Source organism: Palleronia sediminis (assembly GCF_004358695.1).
Lineage (GTDB): Bacteria > Pseudomonadota > Alphaproteobacteria > Rhodobacterales > Rhodobacteraceae > Palleronia > Palleronia sediminis.
This window is the reverse complement of the sequence record NZ_SNAA01000006.1, coordinates 62,935-86,116: the sequence shown is the minus strand read 5'-3', so window position 1 is coordinate 86,116 and position 23,182 is coordinate 62,935. Positions and strand designations below refer to the sequence as shown.

Below are 23,182 nucleotides of genomic sequence, written 5' to 3'. Positions count from 1 at the left end.
ATGCCGAGCCCCGTCTGGCCGGGGCGGCGAAAGGGATGCAGCCTTGCCGATACAGGTCGAGCGGACCGCCCTGCCGGGCGTCGCGATCATCACCCCCCGGCGTCACGGCGACGCGCGCGGTTTCTTCGCCGAGACATGGTCGCGGCGCGACATGGCCGATCACGGGTTCGACGTGGATTTCGTGCAGGACAACCATTCGGTCTCGGCCAGGGCGGGCACGCTGCGCGGGCTGCATTACCAGGCCCCGCCCCATGCCCAGGCCAAGCTGGCGCGCTGCGGGCGCGGTGCGCTGCTGGATGTGGCGGTGGACTGGCGCGCCGGCAGCCCCGCTTTCGGGCAGTGGATCGCGGTCGAGTTGAGCGCCGCCAACGGCCGGCAGCTTTTCCTGCCCGAGGGCATCCTGCACGGCTTCGTCACGCGTGCGCCCGACACCGAGATCGTCTACAAGTGCTCGGCCGCCTATGCGCCCGAGGCCGATGGCGCGATCAAGTGGGACGACCCGGCCTTTGGCATCGACTGGGCGCTCGACGGCCCGCCCGTGGTCTCGGCGCGCGACGCCGCCGCGCCCCTGTCGGCCGACATGCCCACGCCCTTTCGGTTCGCCGCATGAAGCTGCTCGTGACCGGGGGCGCGGGGTTCATCGGCTCGGCCGTGGTGCGCCTTGCGGTTGCGCGCGGCCATTCGGTCGTCAATCTCGATGCGCTGACCTATGCGGCCTGCGAGGCCAATCTCGCCTCGGTTGCCGGCGCGCCGGGCTATGTGTTCGAGCGGGCCGATATCCGCGATGCCGCGGCGCTTGGCGCGATATTTCGCCGGCATCGCCCCGACGCGGTGCTGCACCTTGCCGCCGAAACCCATGTCGACCGCTCGATCGACGGGCCCGCGGCCTTCATCGACACGAACGTTCGGGGCACGGGGTTTTTGCTCGAGGCCGCGCGCCGCTGGTGGGAAGAGACCGGCCGACCCGGCACATTTCGCTTCGTGCATGTCTCGACCGACGAGGTGTTCGGCACGCTCGGCGCCGAGGGCCGGTTCGATGAGACGACGCCCTATGCGCCCAACAGCCCCTATGCCGCGTCCAAGGCGGGCGCCGATCATCTCGTGCGTGCCTGGGCCGAGACCTACGGCCTGCCCGTGCTGCTGACGAATTGCTCGAACAATTACGGGCCGTTCCAATTCCCCGAAAAACTGATCCCCGTGGCGATCCTCCGGGCGATCGCGGGCCAGCCCATCCCGGTTTACGGGCGTGGCGAGAACGTGCGCGACTGGCTGTTCGTCGAGGATCACGCCGAGGCGCTTTTGCGGGTTCTCGAGCGGGGCGCGGTCGGGCGGAGCTATGCCATCGGCGGCGAGGCCGAGGCGCGGAATATCGACATCGTGCGCCGGATCTGCGCGATCCTCGACCGGCGCCGCCCCGAGGGCGCACCGCATGACCGGCTGATCGCCTTCGTGCCGGACCGCCCCGGCCACGATCTACGCTATGCCATCGACCCGTCGCGCATCCGCGACGAGCTGGGCTGGCGCCCGTCGGTCACGCTGGACGAGGGGCTGGCGCGCACGGTTGAATGGTACCTGGCCAACGCGCCATGGTGGCGCGCGCTGCTGGACCGCGACGGGGTCGGGGAAAGGCTGGGTCTGGGATGAAGGTTCTGGTGTTCGGCAAGACGGGCCAGGTCGCCCGCGCGCTGGCGCGGCATCGGGGCGTGACCTGTCTCGACCGCGCGGCGGCCGACCTGTCGGACCCCGGCGCCTGCGCCCGGATCGTCGCCGTGGCCGAGTGCGACGCGGTGGTGAACGCCGCCGCATGGACGGCCGTCGACGCCGCCGAGACGCAGGAGGGCGCGGCCCATGTCGTCAACGCCGAGGCCCCCGCCGCCATGGCCGGGGCCGCCGCGCGGCGGGGTCTGCCCTTTGTGCATGTCTCGACCGACTACGTCTTTGACGGCTCGGGCACCGACCCTTGGCGTCCGGACAGCCCGACCGGGCCACTCAACGCCTACGGGCGCAGCAAGCTCGCGGGCGAGAGGGGCGTGCGTGCGGCGGGCGGCGCGGTGATCCGCACCTCATGGGTGTTCTCGGACGGCGGCAGGGATTTCGTCGGAACCATCCTGCGCGCCGCCGCGGGCGGGGACAGCATCCGGGTGGTCGACGACCAGATCGGCGGGCCGACGCCGGCCGAGGCGGTGGCCACGGCCTGTCTGCGCGTGGCCGAGGCGCTGTCGCATGGCCATCCGCCCGGCATCTGGCACGTCGCGGGCGCCCCGTTCATCAGTTGGGCGGGGTTCGCGCGCGCCATCCTCGCCGCGGCCGGCCGCGACGCGACGGTCGAGCCTATCGCAAGCGCCGCTTGGCCGACCCCCGCAAGGCGGCCTTTGAACTCGCGGCTGGACTGTTCGGCGACCGAGGACGCCTTTGGCCTCTCGCCGCCCGACTGGCGCGCCGCATTGGAACGCATCGTGACGAAAGAGCCCGCATGACACGCAAGGGAATCATCCTCGCCGGCGGCAGCGGCACCCGCCTTTATCCCGTGACCATCGGCGTCTCGAAACAGATCCTGCCGATCTACGACAAGCCGATGATCTACTACCCGATCAGCGTGCTGATGCTGGCCGGCATCCGCGAGATCGCAGTCGTCACCACCCCGCAGGATGCCGAACAATTCCGCCGTGCGCTGGGCGACGGATCGCGCTGGGGCCTCTCGCTGAGCTACCTGGTGCAGCCCCGCCCCGAGGGTCTGGCGCAGGCCTATACCATCGCCGAGGGGTTTCTAGACGGCGCGCCCTCGGCGATGATTCTCGGGGACAACATCTTTTTCGGCCACGGCCTGCCCGATATCCTGCGTGCCGCCGACCGCCGGGCGGCGGGGGGCACGATATTCGGCTACAGGGTCGCCGACCCCGAACGCTATGGCGTCATCGACTACGACACGGCCGGCGCCGTGCGCGCCATCGTCGAGAAACCGGCCCGCGCGCCGTCGCCCTTTGCGGTGACGGGGCTCTATTTCCTCGACGCCACCGCGCCCGAGCGGGCGCGCGCGGTGCGCCCCTCGGCCCGCGGCGAGCTCGAGATCGTGTCGCTGCTCGAAAGTTACCTCGCCGACGGCGCGCTCACGGTCGAGACGATGGGACGGGGGTTCGCGTGGCTCGATACAGGGACGCATGGCAGCCTGCTCGATGCCGGGAACTTTGTCCGCACCCTGTCCGAGCGGCAGGGACAGCAGGTCGGTTGCCCCGAAGAGATCGCCTTTCTCAATGGCTGGATCACCGAGGACGACCTCGCCGCGCAGGCGCGCGACCATGCAAAATCGGATTACGGTACCTATCTCATGGGACTGATCGAACGGGCAGCTTCCGATTAAGCTTGTCCGAACGGGCTCCCCCTAGGATAGTGTCGACAAAATACCAACCTCGGGAGCTCGCGTGTCCCTGTTTCTGATCGTCGCCGTGCCCTTCATCGGCGCGCTGCTGCCGGGTCTCATGGTCAGGGCCGGGCGGAACGCCTGCGCCTATGTCACCTTCGGCACGACGTTATTGGCACTGATCGGTCTGATATCGCAGGCACCGGCGGTGATCGGGGGCGAGGTCGTGATGGCCTCGGTGCCATGGATCCCGCAGATCGGGCTGAACGCGGCGCTGATGCTGGACGGGCTGGGCCTGTTCTTTGCCGCGCTGATCCTCGGCATCGGCCTGCTCATCATCACCTACGCGCGGTTCTACCTCTCGCGCGAAGACAACATGGGCGAGTTCTTTGCCTATCTGCTGCTGTTCCAGGGCGCGATGGTGGGGATCGTGCTCAGCGACAACATCCTGCTGCTGCTGGTGTTCTGGGAACTCACGTCGCTCTCGTCCTTCCTGCTCATCGGATACTGGAAACACCTGCCCGCCGGACGGCAGGGCGCGCGGATGGCGCTGACCGTCACGGGCATGGGCGGGCTGGCGATGATCGGCGGGATGCTGCTGCTTGGCCGGATCGCCGGCAGCTTCGAGCTGAGCGTCATCCTCGACAACCGCGAGGCGATCCAGCAATCGCCCCTCTACCTGCCGGCGCTGCTGTTGATCCTGCTGGGCTGTTTCACCAAGTCGGCGCAGTTCCCGTTCCATTTCTGGCTGCCGCACGCAATGTCGGCCCCGACCCCGGTGTCGGCGTATCTCCACTCCGCCACCATGGTCAAGGCGGGCATCTTCCTCATGGCCCGCATGTGGCCGGTGCTGTCGGGCACCGAGGCGTGGTTCTATCTCGTCACGGGGGCGGGGCTGATCACGATGGTGATCGGCGCCATCGTCGCGCTGTTCAAGGACGACCTCAAGGCGCTGCTCGCCTTTTCGACGATCAGCCACCTGGGGCTCATCACCATGCTGCTGGGCACGGGCACGTCGTTCGGCGTGCTGGCGGCGATGTTCCACATCCTCAATCATGCGACGTTCAAGGCCTCGCTCTTCATGACGGCGGGAATCGTGGATCACGAGGCGCATACGCGGCAGCTTCCGGCGCTGGGGGGGCTGCGCAAGCTCATGCCCATCACCTTTGTCATCACCACGGTGGCCGCGCTGTCCATGGCGGGCATCCCGCTCTTCAACGGGTTCCTGTCCAAAGAGATGATGCTCAAGGAGACGCTCAAGACGCAGATCGCCGGCCCCGAATGGCTGGTCCCGGTGCTGGCCGTCATCGGCGCGCTGTTCTCGGCGGCCTATTCGTTCCGGCTGATCGCGCACGGCTTTTTCGGGCCGGTGCGGGACGATTACCCCAGCCACCCGCACGATCCGCCCTTCGGCATGTGGGCGCCGCCCGCGATCCTCGCGGTGCTGGTCCTCGTCATCGGCATCCTGCCCACCCTGGCCGAGCCCGCCATCTTCTTCATCACCGGGGCCGTGATCCGCGGCGCGGCCGAAACGCCGGACTACCATTTCGCGATCTGGCACGGCGTGAACGTGCCGCTGGCCATGTCGGGCATCGCGGTGGTCGGCGGGCTGGTGGTGCTGGCGCTCTATTCGCCGCTAGCGCGGCTTTGGGCCGCGTCGCCAATACCCTATGCCAAGTCGATCTTCGACGCGATCATCGCCGCGCTCGTCTCGACGGCCGAACTCGTCACGCTCAAGCTGCATAACGGCAGTTTCTCGCGCTATGCGGCGTTCTTCATGGTCGCGGTGGTCGGGGCGGCCTGGTACGCTTGGGCCACCGGGGCGCCGGGCGGCAGCACGCGCGAGATGACGCCGGTCAATGCCGTGGCCGTCGCCGGATGGCTGATGCTGGTCGCCGCGACGCTGGCGCTGGTCGCCTTTCACCGAAACCGGTTCTTCGCGCTGATCCTGATGGGGATCGCCGGGCTGATGGTGTCGGTCGGCTTTGCCTATTTCAGCGCGCCCGACCTTGCCATGACGCAGATCTCGGTCGAGGTGGTGACGATCATCCTGCTGCTGCTCGCGCTGAACTTCCTGCCCAACCGCACCCCGCGCGAAAGCGGGACGGGCCGCAAGCTGCGCGACGGGGTCGTGGCGATCGCCGCGGGGCTCGGCACCGCGGGGCTGTCGGCGCACCTGATGCTGCGCGATTTCGTCGAGCCCTCGATATCCGAGTATCACCTCGCCAACAGCTACAAGGGCGGCGGCGGCGACAACGTCGTGAACGTGATCCTCGTGGATTTCCGCGGCTTCGACACCTTCGGCGAGATCGTCGTGCTGGGGATCGCGGCGCTGGTGATCTATGCCCTGACGGAAATAGCGCTGAACGGCCCAATCCGGGCGCGGCTGATCAATCGCCGCCCCGACAAGCCGCTCGCGGGGAACCAGCATCCGCTGATGATGGTGGTGCTGACGCGGTTCCTGATGCCCGTGGCGCTGATGGTCGGCATCTATATCTTCCTGCGGGGCCATAACGCGCCGGGGGGCGGATTCATCGCCGGGCTCGTCTTTGCCATCGCGGTGGTCATGCAATACATGGCCTCGGGCTATGAATGGGCGACGGACCGGCAGCGATACCCCTATCACGGGATCATCGGTGCGGGCATCGGGATCGCGGCGCTGACCGGGGTCGGATCGTGGTTCGTCGGTCAGCCCTTCCTGACATCGGCTTTCGGATATTTCCGCATCCCCCCGATGGAGGAGTTCGAGCTGGCGACGGCCATGGCCTTCGACCTCGGGGTGTTCCTCGCGGTGCTGGGCGCGGTGATGCTGTCGCTCGAGAGCTTCTCCAAGCTCGCGCAGCGCAGCGACCGCATGAAGGAAGACCACGCCATCAGCATCGACCCGTCCCGCGACCCCGAAGCAGAGAGCGCCTGACATGGAATATCTCGTCGCCAGCGCCATCGGCGTCATGACCGCGGCCGGCACCTACCTTGTCCTGCGGTTGCGCACCTTTCCGGTGATCGTCGGAATCTCGCTGCTGACCTACGCGGTCAACGTGTTCCTGTTCTCGTCGGGGCGCCTGACCATCGGCTATCCGCCGGTGCTGATGGACGGAGCAGAGAACTACGCCGACCCGCTGCCGCAGGCGCTGGTGCTGACCGCCATCGTGATCTCGTTCGGGATGACGGCGGTGGCGGTCGTAATCGCGCTGGCCGCCTATCTCGCGGGGGATGACGACCGCATCAACGGCATCCGCGGCAGGGGGCCCGATACGGCCCGGAACGAGCAAGACGGGGACGGAACCGCCTCATGAGTCACTGGATCACCCTGCCCGTCGTCCTCCCGGCGCTGGTGGCGGCCGTCATCATCCTGCTGGCGCGGTATCACGTCCAGATCCAGCGCGTCCTGTCGGTGGCCTCGTCGGTGGCGCTGGTCGTCATTTGCGCGGGGCTGGCCTGGCGCGCCTCCGACGGCACGGTCGACGTCTATACGCTGGGCAACTGGGCCGCGCCCTTCGGGATCGTGCTCGTGGCCGACCGGCTGTCGACCTACATGACGCTGCTGCTGGCGCTGCTGACGCTGCCGGTCGTGCTCTATGCCATCGGCGCGCGCTGGGACGAGAGGGGGCGGCACCTGCACGCGCTGTTCCAGCTGCAGGTGATGGGCGTCATGGGCGCCTTCCTGACCGGAGACGCCTTCAACCTGTTCGTCTTTTTCGAGATCCTGCTGATCGCGTCCTACGGCCTGATGGTGCATGCGGGCGGGCGGGCGCGGCTGCGTGCGGGCACGCAATACGTGCTCTACAACCTGCTCGGCTCGACGCTGTTCCTGTTCGCGCTGGGCACGATCTATGCCGAGACCGGCACGCTCAACATGGCCGATCTCGCCGGGCGGATCGCCGCCATCCCGCCGGGTGAGGACGCCGGCATCCGGGTCGCGGCGGTGCTGCTGCTGATGGTCTTTGCGCTCAAGGGCGCCATCGCGCCGCTGCAATTCTGGCTGCCGGGCAGCTATGCCAACGCGCCCGGCCCCGTCGCCGCGTTCTTTGCCATCATGACCAAGGTCGGCGCCTACGCGATCATCCGCGCCTACACGCTGTTCTTTCCGCCCTACCTGGACGTGACGCAGGGCCTGCATACCGTGTGGCTGATGCCCGTGGCGCTGGCTTCCATCGTGATCGGCATGGTGGGCGTGCTGGGGGCCAAGCGGCTCGACCGGCTGGTGGCCTTTTCGGTCGTGGGCTCGATGGGCATGGTCGCGTCGGCCATCGCGGTCTTTACCGAAACGGGGATCGCCGCGGCGCTTTACTACATCGCGCATTCGACCTTTGCGACGGGTCTGCTGTTTCTGACCGTCGACCTCGTCAAGCGCGGCCTGCGGCACGACGACCTGTCGCTGAACCCGCGCGGGCCGATTCCGAGCGAGGCGGCGGTGGCGGGGCTTTTCTTTGCCGGGGCCATCGCGATGGCGGGCCTGCCGCCGCTTTCGGGGTTCATAGGCAAGCTGCTGGTCCTCGATGCGAGCTATGCCTCGCCGCTGGTGTGGTGGGTCTGGGCCGTCGTTCTGGGCTCGTCGCTCGTCGCGGTGATCGGGTTCAGCCGCGCGGGCAGCGCGGTGTTCTGGAAATCGCACGAACTTACCGGCGAGGCGGCGGATCACGCGGCCCCGGCTACCGATCCCGACGACCGCCCCACGCGGCTGGAACTCGTGTCGGTCGGGCTTTTGCTGGCCGCGCTGGTCGCGATCACCGCGGCCGCCGGCCCGATGCTGCGCTATATGGAGACCACGGCGGCGGCGCTCATGAACCCCGCCCCCTATATCGAGGCGGTCATGTCCTCGACCGGCAAGGACCTGTCGGGCGGCTATGACGACACCGATCCCGACACGGAGGAGGCGGAATGATGCAACGCGGCCTGCTGCACCTGATCTTTCCCCACCCCGCGCTGACGGTCGTGTTGCTGTTGACGTGGTGTCTGCTGACGGCCAGCGTCAGCCTCGGAAACCTGTTCCTGGGGCTGCTGCTCGGCATCCTCGTTCCCATCGTGACGGCCGCCTATTGGCCCGACCGGCCGATGATGCGCTCGCCGCTCAGGTTCATCGCCTATGTCTTCATCGTGCTGTGGGACATCCTGCTCGCCAATTTCGAGGTGGCCTGGATCGTGCTGTTCCGCTCGAACCGGTCGATGCAGTCGAACTGGATCGTCATTCCGCTCGAGATCCGCCACCCCGAGGCTGTCGCCGTGCTCGCCGGGACCATCACGCTGACGCCCGGAACCGTGTCCGCGGACCTGTCGCAATCGGGCCGATACCTCCTGGTTCACGCGCTGGACGCGCCCGCCCCCGAGCAGACCGCGCGCGAGATCAAGCATCGCTACGAGCGCAGGCTGAAGGAGATTTTCGAATGATCGACATCGCTTTGACGATCGCGCTGGTCGCCGTCGCGCTGGCGCAGGTTCTGGCCATGGTGCGGCTGGTGATCGGCCCGTCCTCGGGGGATCGCATCCTCGCGCTCGATACGATGGTCGTGAATGCCATCGGCCTGATCGTGCTGCTGGGGCTGGCGCAGGGCACGAATATCTATTTCGAGGGCGCGCTGCTTTTCGCGATGCTGGGTTTCGTCTCGACGGTCGCCTATGCGCGCTTCGTGCTGCGGGGGGACATCATCGAATGATCCTGCAAGCCATACTGGAATGGGCGACGGTCATCGCCCTGTTGCTGGGGGCGATGTTCACCATCGTGGGCTCTTACGGGCTGCTCAAGCTCGACGACCCGATGAAGCGGCTTCATGCCCCCACCAAGGCCGCGACGATGGGCGTGGGGTCGCTGCTGGCGGCCGCCATGCTGCACGAGGCCGCTGCCGGAGAGGTCTCGGTGAACGAGATCCTCATCATGGTGTTCCTGTTTCTCACCGCGCCGATCTCGGCCAATTTCATCGCCAAGGTGGCCATTCACGGCCGCACCTGCGACCGGCCGCCCGCGCCCTCGCCGGACGAGGTCTGGGGCACCAACGATGTCGAGCTCGAGGACATTCCCGAGCCCAAGGCTTAACGGGGTTTTACACTCCGTCGAACGGTCGCTTGCACCGCAATTTACCTGCCTTGCCATACCTCTGAGGGCACACGCACCCCATGCAGCCCTCGGAGGATTTCCATGTTCCAGCACTCGGCCCGGCTTGGCCTGCCCTTCATCATGCCCGCGCAGGCGCAAAAGCACGTCACCCATAACGAGGCGATCCAGACCCTCGATTCGCTGACCCAGCTCGTCTTTCGCAGCGTCGGCGCCAGCCGGCCGCCGCAGGACGCCACCTCCGGCGAGGCGCATGTCGTGGGCGCGGCCGCCGCGGAGGACTGGGCGGGGCAGGACGGGGCCATCGCGGTCCGCGAGGGGGCCGGATGGAGGTTCCACCTGCCCGCCGAAGGGTGGCGTGGCTAGGACGCGACGCTCGGCGCGTTGCGGGTCTTTTCGGGCGGGGCGTGGATCGTGCCGAGCTTCGGCCTCGGCACGCCGGTCACGATGGGGGTGAACGCGGCGGCCGACGATCACACGCGTCTCGTCGTGGCGGCCAATGCCTCGGCGCTGTCGCATGACGGCGGCGATCACCGTCTCACGATCAACAAGGCGGGTCCGGGCGACACGGCCAGCCTGTGCCTGCAATCGGACTGGTCGGGCCGCGCCGAGATCGGTCTGGCCGGATCGGACGCGCTGAGCGTCAAGGTCAGCCCCGATGGCACCGCCTGGACCGAGGCGCTGCGGATCGACCCCGGCGATGCCAGCGTCAGCGGCGCGGCGATCCAGCAGAATCCGGGCGACACGACGCCGGGTCGCCTGATGCGGGCCGATTGGGGCTATGGGCCGGGCAACGCGGTGGGCGCGGTCGCCCTGGCCGACGGTCAGCCCACCGGCGCCCTGATCGAGCGCGACGAGACGCCCCAGGGCCATGTGCTGCGCTTTGCCGACGGGAGCCAGGTCTGCTGGACCGATGCGCTCGACATGGATGTGATCGGCGAGTTGGGCGATGTCGTCTGGAGCTTTCCGCGCCCCTTCGCCGCCGCGCCCGCGGTGACGATGAGCCTGCCGCTCGATCCCGCGCGCTGGTCCGACGCCTCGGCCCGCCGCGCGGTGGCGATGTCGGGCACGGGGTCCGTGACGTCGCTCGAGGCGCATATCGGCGCGGTGTTCGCGACGGCGCAGAACCTCCAGATCGACGGGATACACGCGGTGGCGGTCGGCCGCTGGGCATGACGGACCGGGTCCGCCGCGGCCGCGGCGGACCCCTGCCCCGCGGTGTCGCGGCTTGGCCGCAGGCCCGCGAGGCTTGATTCCCGCCCCGTCCCGTCCAAGGATCGCGACACGGCCCGGTCGCGTCGGCGGTCGGCCGGGATGCGTCGGGAGGCGGGGTTGCGCGAAGGACGGCACAGCTTGTGGGCCGGATGCGCGGGATCCCGCACATCGCCGCGGATAAACGGGCCTTCGGACCCGGAAATCCGCGATGGACGCTTCCGGTTTTCCCGACGACACGACAGGCCTTGGGTCATGACGTGAAAGGGAGGACCACCATGAAGACCATCTATCTCGCCGCAGCGACGCTTGCCGCGGCCCCGGCGCTCGCCGACAATCATGAGGATCGCACCGGCTGGCCCGAGAGCTTTACGGTCGGCACGGCCAGCCAGGGCGGCACCTATTTCGCCTATGGCTCGGGCTGGGCCAACCTCGTCGCCGAAGAGCTGGGCCTGACCGGCGGCGGAGAGGTCACGGGCGGTCCGATGCAGAACATGGCGCTGGTCCATACCGGCGACGCGGCCTTCGGCATGACGACGATGGGCCCCGCGCGCGAGTCGATCGACGGCACCAACCCGATCGCGCCGGGTCTTCAGATGACGAATGCCTGCGCCATGTTCCCGATGTACCAGACGCCGTTCTCGGTCACGGCGCTGTCGTCTTCGGGGATCGAGAGCATCTCGGACATTCCCGAAGGGGCGCGGATCGGCTTCGGCCCCGCCGGCTCGACCTCGGACACCTATTTCCCGCGCATGATGGAAGAGCTCGGCGTCGATTTCGAGCGTCGCAATGGCGGCTGGTCGGATCTCGGCGGGCAGCTTCAGGACGGGCTTCTGGACGTGATCGCCTTTGCCGCGGGCGTTCCGGTCCCCGCCGTCAGCCAGCTCGAGGTGCAGACCGACGTGAACATCATCGAGTTCACCGAGGAAGAGCAGCAGAAGATCATGGATGCCTTTCCGGTATCGGCCTTCGATATCACGGCGAACACCTATTCCACCCTCGAGGAGGATGCGCGTTCGGTGTCGATGTGGAACTTCGCCATCGCCAATTGCGACCTGCCCGAGAGCTTTGTGAACGCGGTGGTCGACGTGGTGATGTCGGATAACGAGCGGATGATGAACATCCACCGCGCGGCCCGGTCGACCCTACCCGAGAACTGGGACAAGAACGCCGGCGTGCTGCCCTGGCATCCGGGCGCGGCAAAGTGGTTCATCGAGAATGCCGGCGCCGATATCCCGGACGACCAGATCCACGGCAACTGATCGCCGCGAGACGGGACCGCCGAAGGCCCCCGCGGCCTTCGGCACGCAGGACGCCCGCCGACCGACGGCGCGAGGCGTCCCTGGCCGCGGCGGGCGCGGCGGGAGGGGAACCCAGACATGACACAAGACGAACGTGACGGAACCGCCGGCGCCGAACGGCGCCTCGACGACCGCAGCGACGGGCTGACGCAGACGCCCGTCATCGCCGAAGGCATCGACGACGAGCCCGTCGAGGGCAACCGCCGCCTCTTCGAGGGGCGCACATACATGGCCGTCGCCGTGCTTTCGGGGCTCTACGCGCTGTTTCACATGGCGGCGCTGAACGGCTGGTCGATCTCGGGCTGGACGGGGATCGAGATCCCGTTCCTGCCGACCTTCCCGATGGAGACGTGGAACTTTCGCATCGTGCATGTCGCGGGCGCGCTGGCCCTGGGCTTCGTGCTCTACTCGGCGCGCAGCTTTCCCGACGAGGATGGCGGCACGCGCCATCCGCTGGATTTCGCGGCCTGGGGGCTGCTGCTGGCCGCGCTCTACGCGTGCTGGACGGCGCTGGGCTTTGCCGCCGACATCGCGGGCGGGGCCATGTGGAACGGGATCGACGAGACGATCCGCCAGCGCGAGACCTGGCATTTCGGCGTGCCGCTTCTGGCCGCGACGGCCGGGGGCATCGTGCTGGGCTGGGTGCGGCCGCGCATGCGGGGCGCCATCTCGCCCGCCGATATCGTGCTGGCCGCCTGCGGCATCGCCGTGGCGATCTATCTCATCACGATCTTCGGCACGCTCATGCGCAACTCGACCGGGACGCCATTCGCGCCCATCGGCATGAGCCTCGCCTCGATCGCGGGCACCGCCCTCATCATGGAGCTGACGCGCCGCGTCGCGGGGCTCGCGCTCATCGTGATCGCGGGGGTGTTTCTCGTCTACGTCTTCGTGGGCGACCTGCTGCCGGGCTTTCTCAACGCGCCCGATATCGACTGGGCGCGGTTCTTCAGCCAGGTCTATACCGATGCCGGCATCCTCGGGCCGACCACGGCCGTGAGCTCGACCTACATCATCCTGTTCATCATCTTCGCCGCCTTCCTCCAGGCGTCCAAGGTGGGCGACTATTTCGTCAACTTCGCCTTCGCCGCCGCCGGCCGTGCGCGTGGCGGGCCGGCCAAGGTCGCGATCTTTGCCAGCGGACTGATGGGGATGATCAACGGGACCAGCGCGGGCAACGTCGTCGCGACCGGGTCGCTGACGATCCCGCTCATGAAAAAGGTCGGATACAAGCCCACGACATCCGGCGCCGTCGAAGCGGCCGCCAGCACCGGGGGCCAGATCATGCCGCCCATCATGGGGGCCGGCGCCTTCATCATGGCCGAGATCACCGGCATCCCCTATACCGACATCGCCATCGCGGCGATCATCCCGGCGATCCTCTACTTCGTGTCGATCTATTTCATGGTCGATTTCGAGGCCGCCAAGCTGGGAATGCGCGGGATGCGCGAGGACGAGCTTCCGCGGTTCAAGGACATGATCCGGCGGGTGTTCCTGTTCCTGCCCATCGTCATCCTGATCGCCGCGCTGTTCATGGGATACTCGGTCATCCGGGCGGGCACCTATGCCACCGCCGCCGCGGCCGTCGTGTCCTGGCTCACGCCCTATCGCATGGGGCCGAAATCCGTCGCGCGCGCCTTCGAGATCGCGGGGGTGATGTCGATCCAGATCATCGCCGTCTGCGCCTGCGCGGGCATCATCGTGGGCGTCATCAGCCTGACCGGGGTGGGCGCGCGGTTCTCGTCGGTGCTGCTCAACATCGCGGATGCGAACCAGTTGCTCGCGCTGTTCTTCGCCATGTGCATCTCGATCCTGCTGGGCATGGGGATGCCGACGACAGCGGCCTACGCGGTCGCGGCCTCGGTCGTGGCGCCCGGTCTCGTGCAGCTCGGCATCCCGACGCTGACCGCGCATTTCTTCGTGTTCTACTTCGCGGTCGTCTCGGCGATCACGCCGCCGGTCGCCTTGGCGAGCTATGCCGCGGCGGGGATCTCGGGGGCGAACCCGATGGCCACATCGGCCGCGTCGTTCAAGATCGGCATCTCGGCCTTCATCGTGCCCTTCATGTTCTTCTACAACAGCGCTCTGCTGATGGACGGCTCGTGGCCCGAGATCCTGCGCGCGGGTGCGACCGCCGTGTTCGGAGTGTTCCTGCTGTCGTCGGGCGTGCAGGGCTGGTGGTCGGGCGGCCGGGCGAACCCGGTCATCCGCACCGGGCTGATCGTCGTCGCGCTGTTCATGATCGAGGGCGGGCTCGTCAGCGACCTGATCGGCGTCACCGGCGCGGCGATCCTGTTCGTGCTCGCCCGCGCGACGCGGCGCGAGACCGTGAACCCGTGATCGGCGGCGGGCGCGTGCAGGCTTGCCTTCGCGCCCGCCCTGCGGCCACGATGGCGCGATGAGCGCCCCCGCCGCCCCCGGACCCGTCGCCTTTCCCCAAGGGCGGCGCCTTGCCCTGCTGGGGGCGGGGCTGGTCGCCGCCGCCCTGGCGCTGGCCGCCGCGCTGACCGTCCTGCCCCGGATCGAGTCCGGGCTTCAGCGCGAGGCGCGGCAAGCCGATGCGGTGACCCTGTCGCTGGTGGTGCAGACCATCGACCAGCTCGTGCGCCGCTTCGACCCCGTTCCCGAACTGGTGGCCGACCGCCCGCATCTGCGCGCGGCGCTGGCCGATCCCGACAGCGCGACGCAGGTCGCCTTTGCCAACGAGCAGTTGCGCCTGACCGCGCGGGCGGTCGGCGCCGGCGATATCGTTCTGGCCGCCCCGAGCGGTCGCGTCATCGCCGCCGCAAGCTATCGCGCGCCCGAGCCCGCGGTGGGCGCGACGCTGGCCCATCAGCCGCATTTCCGCGCGGCGGCACGGGGGGCGGCGGCCTTTTTCCATAGCGGGGGCGTCGGGGCGGATAGCGGCAGCCTCTGGTTCTCGACCCCCGTTCTGGACGGGATCGAGGTGGTGGGCGTGCTGGCGGTGCGGGTCGACATGGGCGAGATCGCGGCGGGATGGCGCGATCTCAACGGCGAGATCGCGATCGCGGACGGTTATGGCGTGGTGTTCCTGTCCTCGCGCCCCGACTGGGTGCTGCGCACCCTCGCGCCGCTGCGCGACGAACAGCGCGCCAAGATCGCCGCGGCACGGCAGTTCCCGCTCGACCGGCTGCGACCGCTCGAGACGACGCTGAGCCCCCTGTCCGACGGGGTGGTGCGCATCGGCATCGGGACGGGCGAGGCGCGCGAGACCTATCTCGTCTCGTCGGCCCCGGTCGCGCTGCCCGGCTGGCACGCCATCGTGCTGAAACCGCTCGCGCCGCTGACCGCGCAGGCCCGCCGCACGCTGCTGAGCGGCGTGGCGGGGGCGCTTGCGCTCGTGTTCTTCGGGGTGGTGCTGGCGCAATGGATCCTGCGCCGCCGCGAGATCGAGCGTTCGGCACATCGCGCGCGCGACCGGCTCGAGGCGCGGGTGCTCGAGCGGACGGCCCAGCTCGACGCGACCAACCGGCTGCTGCGCCGCGAGATCGCCGAGCGCCGCAATGCCGAGACGCGGCTCAAGGAAACGCAGGAACACCTCGTGCAAGCCGGAAAGCTCGCCGCGCTGGGCAAGATGTCGGCAGCGCTGTCGCACGAGATCAACCAGCCGCTTGCCGCGATCAAGTCCTACGCCTCGAACGCGGCGACCTTTCTCGACCGCGACCGCATCGCCGATGCGCGCGAGAACGTGCTGCGGATCTCGCAGATGACGGACCGGGTGGCGCGGATCTCGACCCATCTGCGCAATTTCGCCCGTCGTCCCGGCGATGCGCTGGTGCCGGTCCGGCTGTGCCGCGTGGTCGAGCAGGCGCTCGAGCTGATGGCGCCGACCCTGCGCGCCCGCAAGGTCGAGGTGTCGGTCGACGCGCCCGACGATCCGCTCTGGACGATGGGCGGCGAGGTGCGGCTGCAACAGGTGCTGGTCAACATCCTCAACAATGCCGTCGCGGCCATGGAGGATGTCGAGGATCCCCGCATCGAGATCGCGATGGGCGCCGAAGATGGCGCGGGCGACATGCTGTTCATCGCCGTGCGCGACCGGGGGCCGGGGCTCGACCCGCTGACGGCCGACCAGATGTTCGAGCCGTTCTTCACCGCCCGCGCCGACCGGCGGGGACTGGGTCTGGGGCTGTCGATCTCGTACAATATCGTCGAGGATTTCGGCGGCACGCTGGCCGCCCGCACCCATCCCGAGGGCGGGGCCGAGTTCCGCGTGCGTTTGCGCCGCGCGCCCGATCCCGAAGGCGGGCGGACCGCATGACCGGAACCGTCCTGTTCGTCGACGACGAGGAACATATCCGCATCGCGGTCGCGCAGGCGCTCGAACTCGCCGACCTGCCGCACCGCTGTTTCTCCGATCCCCGCGCCGCGCTGGCCGCGGTGGATCACGACGCCGACGCGGTACTCGTGACCGATATCCGCATGCCCGTCATGGACGGCACCGAGCTGATGGCCCGCGCGCTGGGGATCGACCCGGATTTTCCGGTGATCCTGGTCACGGGGCACGGCGATATCGAGCTTGCCGTCGCCTCGATGCGCGACGGGGCCTATGATTTCGTCGAAAAGCCCTTCGAGCCCGACGACCTGATCGAACGGGTCCGTCGCGCGCTGGAAAAGCGCCGGCTGAGCCTCGAGAACCGCGCCCTGCGCCGCGCGCTGGCGCAGGACGCCCCCGCCCCCGCGCGGCTGGTCACGCGCAGCGGGCCGATGGCCGCGCTGGCCCGGCGGATCGACGCGCTGGCCGATACCGATGTCGACGTGCTGATCTGGGGCGAGACCGGCGCCGGAAAGGAACGCGCGGCCCGCCGCATCCACGCGCTGAGCGCGCGGGCGGGGCGCGAGTTCGTGCATATCAACTGCGGCGCGCTGCCCGAGGCGCTGATCGAGAACGAGCTGTTCGGCCACGAGGCGGGGGCGTTTCCCGGCGCGCTCAGGTCGCGGTTCGGCCGGATCGAACATGCCTCGGGCGGGGTGCTGTGCCTCGACGAGATCGACAGCCTGCCGCTGCATCTGCAACCCAAGCTGCTGCATGTGCTGCAACATCGCAGCGTTACCCGGCTCGGCTCGAACGATCCGCGGCCGGTCGACATGCGCGTCGTCGCGCTGGCCAAGACCGACCTTGCCGCGGCCTGCGCGGCGGGGACGTTCCGCGCCGACCTGTTCTACCTGCTGGGCACGGCGCAGGTCCGGTTCCCGCCGCTGCGCGAACGGCGCGAGGATATCCCGACCCTGTTCGTCGAGCTTTGCGACGAGGCGGCGCGGCGCTATGGGCGGCCGCTGCCCGACATTCCACCGCATGTGCTGGCCAGCCTCGCGCAGCGCGACTGGCCCGGCAATGTACGCGAGCTGTCGAACGCCGCCGAACGCTACGTGCTGGGGCTGGAGTTCGACCTCGAGGCGCGCGACGCACCCCCCGGCACCGCCACGCTGGCCGACCGGATGCGGGCCTATGAGCGTGACCTGATCGCCGGGGCCATCGCATCGCATGGCGGACGGCTGCGGCCCACCTATGAATCGCTCGGGATCTCGCGGCGGACGCTCTACGAGAAAATGCAGCGGCACGATCTGGACCGGGGCGATCAGGGTCTCGAAGACGACCGCGACTGACCGTCCTTTCCCGCACCGGGCCGCGCCGCGCTGTTGCGCAAATGACGGGGGCGTGAAACGGTTTGACCGTGGCCCGGCCCGCCAAGAGGCCGCGCCCCCCTCGGGAAGGAAGGAACGATCATGCGATATTCGATTTTGCTTGCCGCCGCGGTCGCGATGCCGGTCGCCGGACACGCACAGCAGGGCGACGATGCCGGCGCGGCCATGAGCTATGGCCAGCGCCCCGCCTACCTTGTCGACAAGATGGCCGACGGGCCGCTCAAGGACGAGCTGGCCGCCTGCCTCGGCAACACGCCCGAACGTACCGCCTTTTCCATCGGCCATCGCGGCGCGCCGCTGATGTTTCCCGAGCATACCGTGCAGTCCAACCGCGCCGCCGCGCGGCAGGGCGCGGGCATCCTCGAATGCGACGTGACCTTTACCGCCGACAAGCAGCTTGTCTGCCGGCACGCGCAGAACGACCTGCACACCACGACCGATATCCTGACCACGGACCTCGCCTCGAAATGCACCGCCGGGTTCACCCCCGCCGAGGGCGATACCGACGCGACCGCCGAATGCCGCACCAGCGACATCACCCTGGCCGAGTTCCGCACCCTGGCGCCCAAGATGGATGCCTTCGACGCGCGCGCCACCACGCCCGAAGAGTTCCAGGGCGGTGTCGCGCCGTGGCGCACGACGCTCTACGCGGACGGGGCCGAGCTGATGACCCATGCCGAATCCATCGAACTCTTCGACAGTCTCGGCGCCGATTTCACCCCCGAGCTGAAATCCCCGTCGGTCGAGATGCCCTTCGACGGCTACAGCCAGGAGGATTACGCGCAGGCCCTCATCGACGAGTACAAGGCCGCCGGGATCGACCCGTCGCGCGTCTGGCCGCAAAGCTTCGACCTGAACGATGTGCTCTACTGGATCGAGAACGAGCCCGAGTTCGGCCGGCAGGCCGTCTATCTCATGGATGAGTACGACACCGAGGGCTACGACCCGAACGACCCCTCGACCTGGCCCAACACCATGGCCGAGCTGAAGGAGATGGGCGTGAACTACATCGCGCCGCCGCTCTGGATGCTGGTCACGCTGAACGATGCCGGCGAGATGGTCCCCAACGCGCTGGCCGAGGCCGCGAACGAGGCCGATCTGGGCATCATCACCTGGACGCTGGAACGCTCGGGGCCGCTGGCGAATGGCGGCGGTTGGTATTTCCAGTCGGTCGCGGATGCCATCGACAGCGATGCCGATTACCTCACCCTGCTCGACGTTCTGGCGCAGGATGTCGGCGTGACGGGCGTGTTTTCGGACTGGCCCGCGACAGTGACGTTCTACGCCAACTGCAAGGGGCTCTGAGCCCTGCCGCCCGGCGGTGGGTCCGCCCGCCGCCGGGCCTCAGATACGGTCGATGACGAAATCGGGCACGATCCCCGACCGCGCGATCGCGTCGTCGACATCCAGCCCCACGAGCGACCCGTGATCGGTGACGAGCGCCGTGGCAAAGCCCATATGCGCGCCGCCGAGGATATCGGTGTGCAGCGTATCGCCCACCATCAGCACCCGCCGCGGCGCAGGCGTCATCCGGGCGCACGCGAGATCGAAGATCCCGCGGAACGGTTTGCCGAGAAAGACGGGCGAAATCCCGGTGGCATCGGCCAACCCGTGGGCGAAATGGCCGGGCTCCAGCGACAGCCCGTTCTCGCGCGGGGCGACGATATCGGGGTTGCCCACGATTACGGGGCGCGGCCGTGCCGCCAGGGCCTCGACCAAGAGCCGCTGCCGCGCCTCGGTCCAGCCATCCGACCCGACCATCAGCACCCCTTGGGCCGCGTCATATCCGGCGGGGTCGTCACCCAGAAAGGCCGCGTCGAGATGCTCGAACTCGGACAGACCGTGGGCGTCGTTCAGCACCAGGCCCCAGCGGCGCGGCGCTTCGCCGGCCATGTGGTGCAGCAATGCCTCGCGGCTGGTCACGACCTCGTCCGGGGCAAAGTCGAACCCCAGCCGGGAATAGCGCGCCATCATCTGCCGCTTGGGATAGCCGGCCGAGTTCGACACGACCATGACGCGCTTGCCCGCCGCGCGCAGGGCCGCGATCCGCGCGGCCGCGCCGTCGATGGGCCGTTCGCCCACGTTCAGCACGCCATAGGCATCGAGCAGGATGGCGTCGAACTCGTCCGCGATATCGCCGAGCGTGCCGGCCCGCTGCGGCCGGTCGGGAAACGCGGCCTCGGGCAGGCGGTGGCGCACCGACAGATAGGCCGCGAAGGCCCGCGCCGCCTCTTCGCTCACAGGATGCGGCGGCGCAGGAAGGCCGAGACGATCTCGCCCAGGATCACCAGCGCGAGGATCGCCAGCAGCACGGTCGCGGCCTCGGGCCAGTTGAACGTGTCGATGGCGCCTTGCAGGATCACCCCGATCCCGCCCGCGCCCACCAACCCCAACACGGTGGATTCGCGCAGGTTGATGTCCCAGCGCAGGATCGCCACCGCCCAGAAGGTCGGCATGACCTGGGGCACGATGGCATAGACGATGACCTTGAAACGCGACGCCCCCGTGGCCTCGAGCGCCTCGACCGGGCGCTTGTCGATCTCTTCGATGGCCTCGCCCAGCAGCTTGCCGATGAACCCGACCGAGCGGAACATGATCGCCACGATCCCCGCCAGCACGCCGGGGCCAAAGATGGCGACGAAAAGCAGCGCCCAGATGATCGTGTTGACCGATCGCGAGGTGACGAGGATGAGCCGCCCCAGCCACAGGGTCACGATATTCGGAGTGGTGTTCTGCGCCGCGATATAGGCCACGGGCAGCGACAGGATCGTGGCCAGCGCGGTCGCGAAGGTGGCGATGTTCACCGTTTCCCACAGCACGCGCAGGATGGTCGCGAGGTTCTGCGCGTCGGGCGGATACATGCGGCCGAACAGGTCGGCCATTTGCGAGGGCGAATCCCAGACCCAGGCCCAGACGACCTCGATCGAGCCGAGCGCCCAGAAGATCGCCAGGGCGCAGGCCGCGAAGATCGCGAAGCGGCGGGCCTTTTGCCGGGGGGTGTGGCGCGTCCAGTCCTCGCGCCCGAACTGCTCGGCGATACTGCTCATGCCAGGCGCTTTCGGATATAGCCGCTGACACCTTCGGAGACGAGGATCGCGGCGACGATGACGATGGTGATGGCAAAGGCGAAATCGTAGTCGTACCGCCCGAAGGCATTGGCCAGCGTCGCCCCGATTCCGCCCGCGCCGACGATGCCGACCACGGCCGAGGCGCGCAGGTTACTGTCGAGCTGATAGATCGTCAGGCCGATCTGGCGGGGCATGATCTGCGGAAAGATCGCGTAGAACAGCGTCGAGAGATAGGGCGCGCCGGCCGCGCGCATCGCCTCGACCTGGCCGAAGTCGATCTCCTCGATCCGCTCGGCCAGCATCTTGGCGACGAAGCCCACCGAATAGACGATCAGCGTCAGCACCCCGGCAAAGGGGCCGAACCCCACCGCCTTGACGAAAATGATCGCCACGATGACCGGGTGAAAGCTGCGCGCCACGATGATGATGGCCCGCCCGATGTAGAAGATCGGCAGCGGCGCCACGTTGCGCGCCGCCATGAAGGCGATGGGGATCGACAGCACGACCCCGCCGGCCGTGGCGAGGATGGCGATCTTGATGCTTTCGAGGAACCCGTCGATCAGCAGGCCGCTCCGCTCGAAGCTGGGCGGAAACGCCCCGCCGAAGATCCGACCGGCACGCTCTACCCCGGCCACGACCCGTTCCCAGTCGATGGGGATCGTGGCGCCGACCCAGACGAAATAGACCAGCGCGCCGATATAGGTCGCCCAGCGCAGATAGGGGTTTGCGATGAAGGGCGGGCGCGTCCATTTGCCCGAATGCGCGCTCATGACGCCGCCTTCATCTCGCCGCCGCGGTCGGCATGGGGGCTGCCCGAATAGATCCGGTCCATCGCGTCCTGGTCGAGTTTCGTGGGCAGGTCGTCAAAGATGATCCGGCCATAGCGCATCCCCACGATGCGGTCTGTATATTGTTTGGCCTCGGTCACGTTGTGGATGTTGATGAGCACGGGCAGCTTGAGCTCGCCCGCGAGGTCGCGCAGCAGGCCCATGATCTGCTCGGAGGTCTTGGGGTCGAGCGAGGCGGTCGGCTCGTCGGCCAGCAGGATCTCGGGATCCTGCATCAGCGCGCGGACCACGCCGACGCGCTGCCGTTCGCCGCCCGAAAGCTGGTCGGCGCGGACATTGGCATATTGCGCGATGCCAACCCGCTCCATCAGTTCGAAGGCGCGGCGGATGTCCTTTTTGGGATAACGGCGCATGATCGCCGCATAGGTCGAGATATAGCCCAGCCGCCCGGACTGGACGTTCTCCATGACGGTCAGGCGGTCGACGAGGTTGAAGCCCTGGAACACCATCCCGATCTTGCGCCGCGCCGCTCTGAGTTTCGCGCCGCGCAGGTCGGTCAGCTCGGTGCCGTTCAGCACGATGCTGCCCGAGGTCGGCTCGACCAGCCGGTTGATGCAGCGCAGCAGCGTGGATTTGCCCGCGCCGGACGACCCGATGATCGAGACGACGCTTTCGCCCTCGATGGTCAGGTTGAGGTCTTTCAGAACCGGCTCGCCGCCGCCGTAGCGTTTGACCAGATCGGTGATTTTCAGCATGGGCCGGTCTCCTGTCGGGAGCGGCACAGGCCGCGCCGCCCCCGGTATCGCAACAGCTTATTCCGCGGCAAGGCCCTGCGGCGTGTACTCGACGCCGTTCGCCTTCTGGATCTGGCGGATGACCTTCCACTGATCCTTGTAGGTGATCGGGATGAACTTGCTCACGCCCGCGAACTCCTCGCCCAGCGCGGTGCCCTCGAAATCGAAGCTGAAGAACGCCTCTTCGATGCTGTCCTTGAGCTCGGGCGCGAGGTCGTGCGCATAGGCATAGGACGTGGTCGGGAAGGGGTCGCTTTCCCAGACGATGCGCACCTCTTCGGGATCGTAGAGCCCGCGCTCGGCCATGCGGTCCACCACCTCGGACGCCACCGGCGCCGCGTCATAGTCGCCCGCGACGACGCCCAGCATCGACTGGTCGTGGCTGCCGGAATAGCTGACCTCGTAATCCTCGTCGGGCACGACGCCCAGATCGGGGAACAGCGCGCGCGGCGCCTGGTTGCCCGAGTTCGACGTGGGCGAGGTATGCGCCACGCGCTTGCCGGCGAGGTCGGCGACCTCCTGGATGTCGCTGTCGGCCTGCGTATAGACCTGCAGCTTGTAGCCGAACTGGCCGTCCTCGGCGCCCATGATCGCAAAGGGCACCGCCCCCGCGAGGTTCACGGCGAAGGGCGTCGGGCCGGTCGAGAAGCCGGCGATATGCAGACGCCCCGAGCGCATCGCCTCGACCTGGGCCGAGTTCGACTGCACGGCAAAGAACTGCACGTCCTTGCCGGTCACGTCCTCGAGATGCTCGATGAAGGGGGTCCAGATATCCTCGTAGATCGCGGGATCCTCGACCGGGGTATAGGCAAAGATCAACGTGTCGGGGTTGCGCAGCGCCGACTCGTCCTCGGGGGCGTCGGCGACAAGGTCGCCGTCCGCGTCGGTATATTGTGCGTCCAGCGCGTCGGTCTCGGCCTCCTGCGCGAAAGCGGGACCGGCCAT

The 23,182-nt window shown here is 68.3% G+C and carries 22 protein-coding genes; 17 read left to right on the top strand and 5 right to left on the bottom strand.

The window, feature by feature from the left end:
• Nucleotides 1–49: 49 nt before the first annotated feature.
• From rfbC to E2L08_RS07245, 17 genes are all read left to right on the top strand, one after another.
• Entirely contained in the window at nt 50–610 is a 561-nt protein-coding gene (gene rfbC / locus E2L08_RS07325) for a dTDP-4-dehydrorhamnose 3,5-epimerase (protein WP_133396481.1), read from the top strand.
• A complete protein-coding gene (gene rfbB / locus E2L08_RS07320) occupies nt 607–1,644 on the top strand; it encodes a dTDP-glucose 4,6-dehydratase (RefSeq protein WP_133396417.1) in 1,038 nt (345 codons plus the stop codon). Before rfbC ends, rfbB begins: the two co-directional genes overlap by 4 nt.
• Nucleotides 1,641–2,477, top strand: a complete 837-nt coding sequence (gene rfbD, locus E2L08_RS07315; protein WP_133396416.1) for a dTDP-4-dehydrorhamnose reductase — start codon at nt 1,641–1,643, stop codon at nt 2,475–2,477. Before rfbB ends, rfbD begins: the two co-directional genes overlap by 4 nt.
• Nucleotides 2,474–3,358 (top strand): glucose-1-phosphate thymidylyltransferase RfbA, encoded by an 885-nt coding sequence (gene rfbA / locus E2L08_RS07310; protein ID WP_133396415.1) that lies wholly within the window; start codon nt 2,474–2,476, stop codon nt 3,356–3,358. The genes rfbD and rfbA overlap by 4 nt, the downstream gene beginning before the upstream one ends.
• A gap of 61 nt (nt 3,359–3,419) precedes the next feature.
• Entirely contained in the window at nt 3,420–6,275 is a 2,856-nt protein-coding gene (locus E2L08_RS07305; RefSeq protein WP_133396414.1) for a monovalent cation/H+ antiporter subunit A, read from the top strand.
• Between the two features lies 1 nt (nt 6,276).
• A complete protein-coding gene (locus E2L08_RS07300; protein WP_133396413.1) occupies nt 6,277–6,654 on the top strand; it encodes a Na+/H+ antiporter subunit C in 378 nt (125 codons plus the stop codon).
• Nucleotides 6,651–8,243 carry a monovalent cation/H+ antiporter subunit D gene (locus E2L08_RS07295; protein WP_133396412.1) on the top strand — a complete coding sequence of 531 codons (1,593 nt, stop codon included), beginning with the start codon at nt 6,651–6,653 and terminating at the stop codon, nt 8,241–8,243. Before E2L08_RS07300 ends, E2L08_RS07295 begins: the two co-directional genes overlap by 4 nt.
• Nucleotides 8,243–8,746 carry a Na+/H+ antiporter subunit E gene (locus E2L08_RS07290; RefSeq protein ID WP_133396480.1) on the top strand — a complete coding sequence of 168 codons (504 nt, stop codon included), beginning with the start codon at nt 8,243–8,245 and terminating at the stop codon, nt 8,744–8,746. Before E2L08_RS07295 ends, E2L08_RS07290 begins: the two co-directional genes overlap by 1 nt.
• Nucleotides 8,743–9,012, top strand: coding sequence for a K+/H+ antiporter subunit F (locus E2L08_RS07285; protein WP_133396411.1), 270 nt, complete (start codon nt 8,743–8,745; stop codon nt 9,010–9,012). Before E2L08_RS07290 ends, E2L08_RS07285 begins: the two co-directional genes overlap by 4 nt.
• A complete protein-coding gene (locus tag E2L08_RS07280) occupies nt 9,009–9,389 on the top strand; it encodes a Na+/H+ antiporter subunit G (protein WP_133396410.1) in 381 nt (126 codons plus the stop codon). The genes E2L08_RS07285 and E2L08_RS07280 overlap by 4 nt, the downstream gene beginning before the upstream one ends.
• A 102-nt stretch (nt 9,390–9,491) precedes the next feature.
• On the top strand, nt 9,492–9,773 hold the full coding sequence (locus E2L08_RS07275) for a DUF2793 domain-containing protein (RefSeq protein WP_133396409.1): 282 nt from the start codon (nt 9,492–9,494) through the stop codon (nt 9,771–9,773).
• Nucleotides 9,774–9,821: 48 nt separating this feature from the next.
• Nucleotides 9,822–10,583 carry a hypothetical protein gene (locus E2L08_RS07270; RefSeq protein ID WP_133396408.1) on the top strand — a complete coding sequence of 254 codons (762 nt, stop codon included), beginning with the start codon at nt 9,822–9,824 and terminating at the stop codon, nt 10,581–10,583.
• A gap of 314 nt (nt 10,584–10,897) precedes the next feature.
• Complete coding sequence (locus E2L08_RS07265; protein ID WP_133396407.1) at nt 10,898–11,881, top strand: TAXI family TRAP transporter solute-binding subunit; 984 nt, start codon at nt 10,898–10,900, stop codon at nt 11,879–11,881.
• Nucleotides 11,882–11,998: 117 nt separating this feature from the next.
• The gene (locus E2L08_RS07260) at nt 11,999–14,260 is read left to right on the top strand and encodes a TRAP transporter permease (RefSeq protein WP_133396406.1); all 2,262 of its coding nucleotides are present in this window, start codon (nt 11,999–12,001) and stop codon (nt 14,258–14,260) included.
• Nucleotides 14,261–14,318: 58 nt separating this feature from the next.
• Nucleotides 14,319–16,202: a sensor histidine kinase gene (locus tag E2L08_RS07255; RefSeq protein WP_133396405.1), complete on the top strand. Its 1,884-nt coding sequence runs from the start codon at nt 14,319–14,321 to the stop codon at nt 16,200–16,202.
• On the top strand, nt 16,199–17,548 hold the full coding sequence (locus E2L08_RS07250) for a sigma-54-dependent transcriptional regulator (protein WP_133396404.1): 1,350 nt from the start codon (nt 16,199–16,201) through the stop codon (nt 17,546–17,548). Before E2L08_RS07255 ends, E2L08_RS07250 begins: the two co-directional genes overlap by 4 nt.
• A gap of 120 nt (nt 17,549–17,668) precedes the next feature.
• Entirely contained in the window at nt 17,669–18,892 is a 1,224-nt protein-coding gene (locus E2L08_RS07245) for a glycerophosphodiester phosphodiesterase family protein (RefSeq protein WP_133396403.1), read from the top strand.
• Nucleotides 18,893–18,931: 39 nt separating this feature from the next.
• Here E2L08_RS07245 and E2L08_RS07240 read toward each other — a convergent pair whose 3' ends face one another.
• The 5 genes from E2L08_RS07240 to phnD are packed head-to-tail and all read right to left on the bottom strand — an operon-like array spanning nt 18,932 to nt 23,182.
• Nucleotides 18,932–19,828 carry an HAD-IIA family hydrolase gene (locus E2L08_RS07240; protein ID WP_133396402.1) on the bottom strand — a complete coding sequence of 299 codons (897 nt, stop codon included), beginning with the start codon at nt 19,826–19,828 and terminating at the stop codon, nt 18,932–18,934.
• Entirely contained in the window at nt 19,825–20,634 is an 810-nt protein-coding gene (gene phnE, locus E2L08_RS07235; RefSeq protein WP_133396401.1) for a phosphonate ABC transporter, permease protein PhnE, read from the bottom strand. Before phnE (E2L08_RS07235) ends, E2L08_RS07240 begins: the two co-directional genes overlap by 4 nt.
• Nucleotides 20,631–21,425 carry a phosphonate ABC transporter, permease protein PhnE gene (phnE, locus tag E2L08_RS07230; protein WP_133396400.1) on the bottom strand — a complete coding sequence of 265 codons (795 nt, stop codon included), beginning with the start codon at nt 21,423–21,425 and terminating at the stop codon, nt 20,631–20,633. Before phnE (E2L08_RS07230) ends, phnE (E2L08_RS07235) begins: the two co-directional genes overlap by 4 nt.
• Nucleotides 21,422–22,198, bottom strand: a complete 777-nt coding sequence (gene phnC / locus E2L08_RS07225) for a phosphonate ABC transporter ATP-binding protein (RefSeq protein WP_133396399.1) — start codon at nt 22,196–22,198, stop codon at nt 21,422–21,424. The genes phnE (E2L08_RS07230) and phnC overlap by 4 nt, the downstream gene beginning before the upstream one ends.
• A 57-nt stretch (nt 22,199–22,255) precedes the next feature.
• Nucleotides 22,256–23,182 (bottom strand): phosphate/phosphite/phosphonate ABC transporter substrate-binding protein, encoded by a 927-nt coding sequence (phnD, locus tag E2L08_RS07220; protein ID WP_440589845.1) that lies wholly within the window; start codon nt 23,180–23,182, stop codon nt 22,256–22,258.

What these genes read in the sequence shown, in the direction of transcription:
- phnD (WP_440589845.1), bottom strand. Translation starts at nt 23,182, where the DNA reads ATGGCCGGTCCCGCTTTCGCGCAGGAGGCCGAGACCGACGCGCTGGAC.
- E2L08_RS07300 (WP_133396413.1), top strand. Translation starts at nt 6,277, where the DNA reads ATGGAATATCTCGTCGCCAGCGCCATCGGCGTCATGACCGCGGCCGGC.
- phnE (WP_133396400.1), bottom strand. Translation starts at nt 21,425, where the DNA reads ATGAGCGCGCATTCGGGCAAATGGACGCGCCCGCCCTTCATCGCAAAC.
- E2L08_RS07285 (WP_133396411.1), top strand. Translation starts at nt 8,743, where the DNA reads ATGATCGACATCGCTTTGACGATCGCGCTGGTCGCCGTCGCGCTGGCG.
- E2L08_RS07275 (WP_133396409.1), top strand. Translation starts at nt 9,492, where the DNA reads ATGTTCCAGCACTCGGCCCGGCTTGGCCTGCCCTTCATCATGCCCGCG.
- rfbB (WP_133396417.1), top strand. Translation starts at nt 607, where the DNA reads ATGAAGCTGCTCGTGACCGGGGGCGCGGGGTTCATCGGCTCGGCCGTG.
- E2L08_RS07280 (WP_133396410.1), top strand. Translation starts at nt 9,009, where the DNA reads ATGATCCTGCAAGCCATACTGGAATGGGCGACGGTCATCGCCCTGTTG.
- rfbD (WP_133396416.1), top strand. Translation starts at nt 1,641, where the DNA reads ATGAAGGTTCTGGTGTTCGGCAAGACGGGCCAGGTCGCCCGCGCGCTG.
- rfbA (WP_133396415.1), top strand. Translation starts at nt 2,474, where the DNA reads ATGACACGCAAGGGAATCATCCTCGCCGGCGGCAGCGGCACCCGCCTT.
- E2L08_RS07265 (WP_133396407.1), top strand. Translation starts at nt 10,898, where the DNA reads ATGAAGACCATCTATCTCGCCGCAGCGACGCTTGCCGCGGCCCCGGCG.
- E2L08_RS07260 (WP_133396406.1), top strand. Translation starts at nt 11,999, where the DNA reads ATGACACAAGACGAACGTGACGGAACCGCCGGCGCCGAACGGCGCCTC.
- E2L08_RS07245 (WP_133396403.1), top strand. Translation starts at nt 17,669, where the DNA reads ATGCGATATTCGATTTTGCTTGCCGCCGCGGTCGCGATGCCGGTCGCC.
- E2L08_RS07295 (WP_133396412.1), top strand. Translation starts at nt 6,651, where the DNA reads ATGAGTCACTGGATCACCCTGCCCGTCGTCCTCCCGGCGCTGGTGGCG.
- E2L08_RS07255 (WP_133396405.1), top strand. Translation starts at nt 14,319, where the DNA reads ATGAGCGCCCCCGCCGCCCCCGGACCCGTCGCCTTTCCCCAAGGGCGG.
- phnC (WP_133396399.1), bottom strand. Translation starts at nt 22,198, where the DNA reads ATGCTGAAAATCACCGATCTGGTCAAACGCTACGGCGGCGGCGAGCCG.
- E2L08_RS07250 (WP_133396404.1), top strand. Translation starts at nt 16,199, where the DNA reads ATGACCGGAACCGTCCTGTTCGTCGACGACGAGGAACATATCCGCATC.
- E2L08_RS07290 (WP_133396480.1), top strand. Translation starts at nt 8,243, where the DNA reads ATGCAACGCGGCCTGCTGCACCTGATCTTTCCCCACCCCGCGCTGACG.
- phnE (WP_133396401.1), bottom strand. Translation starts at nt 20,634, where the DNA reads ATGAGCAGTATCGCCGAGCAGTTCGGGCGCGAGGACTGGACGCGCCAC.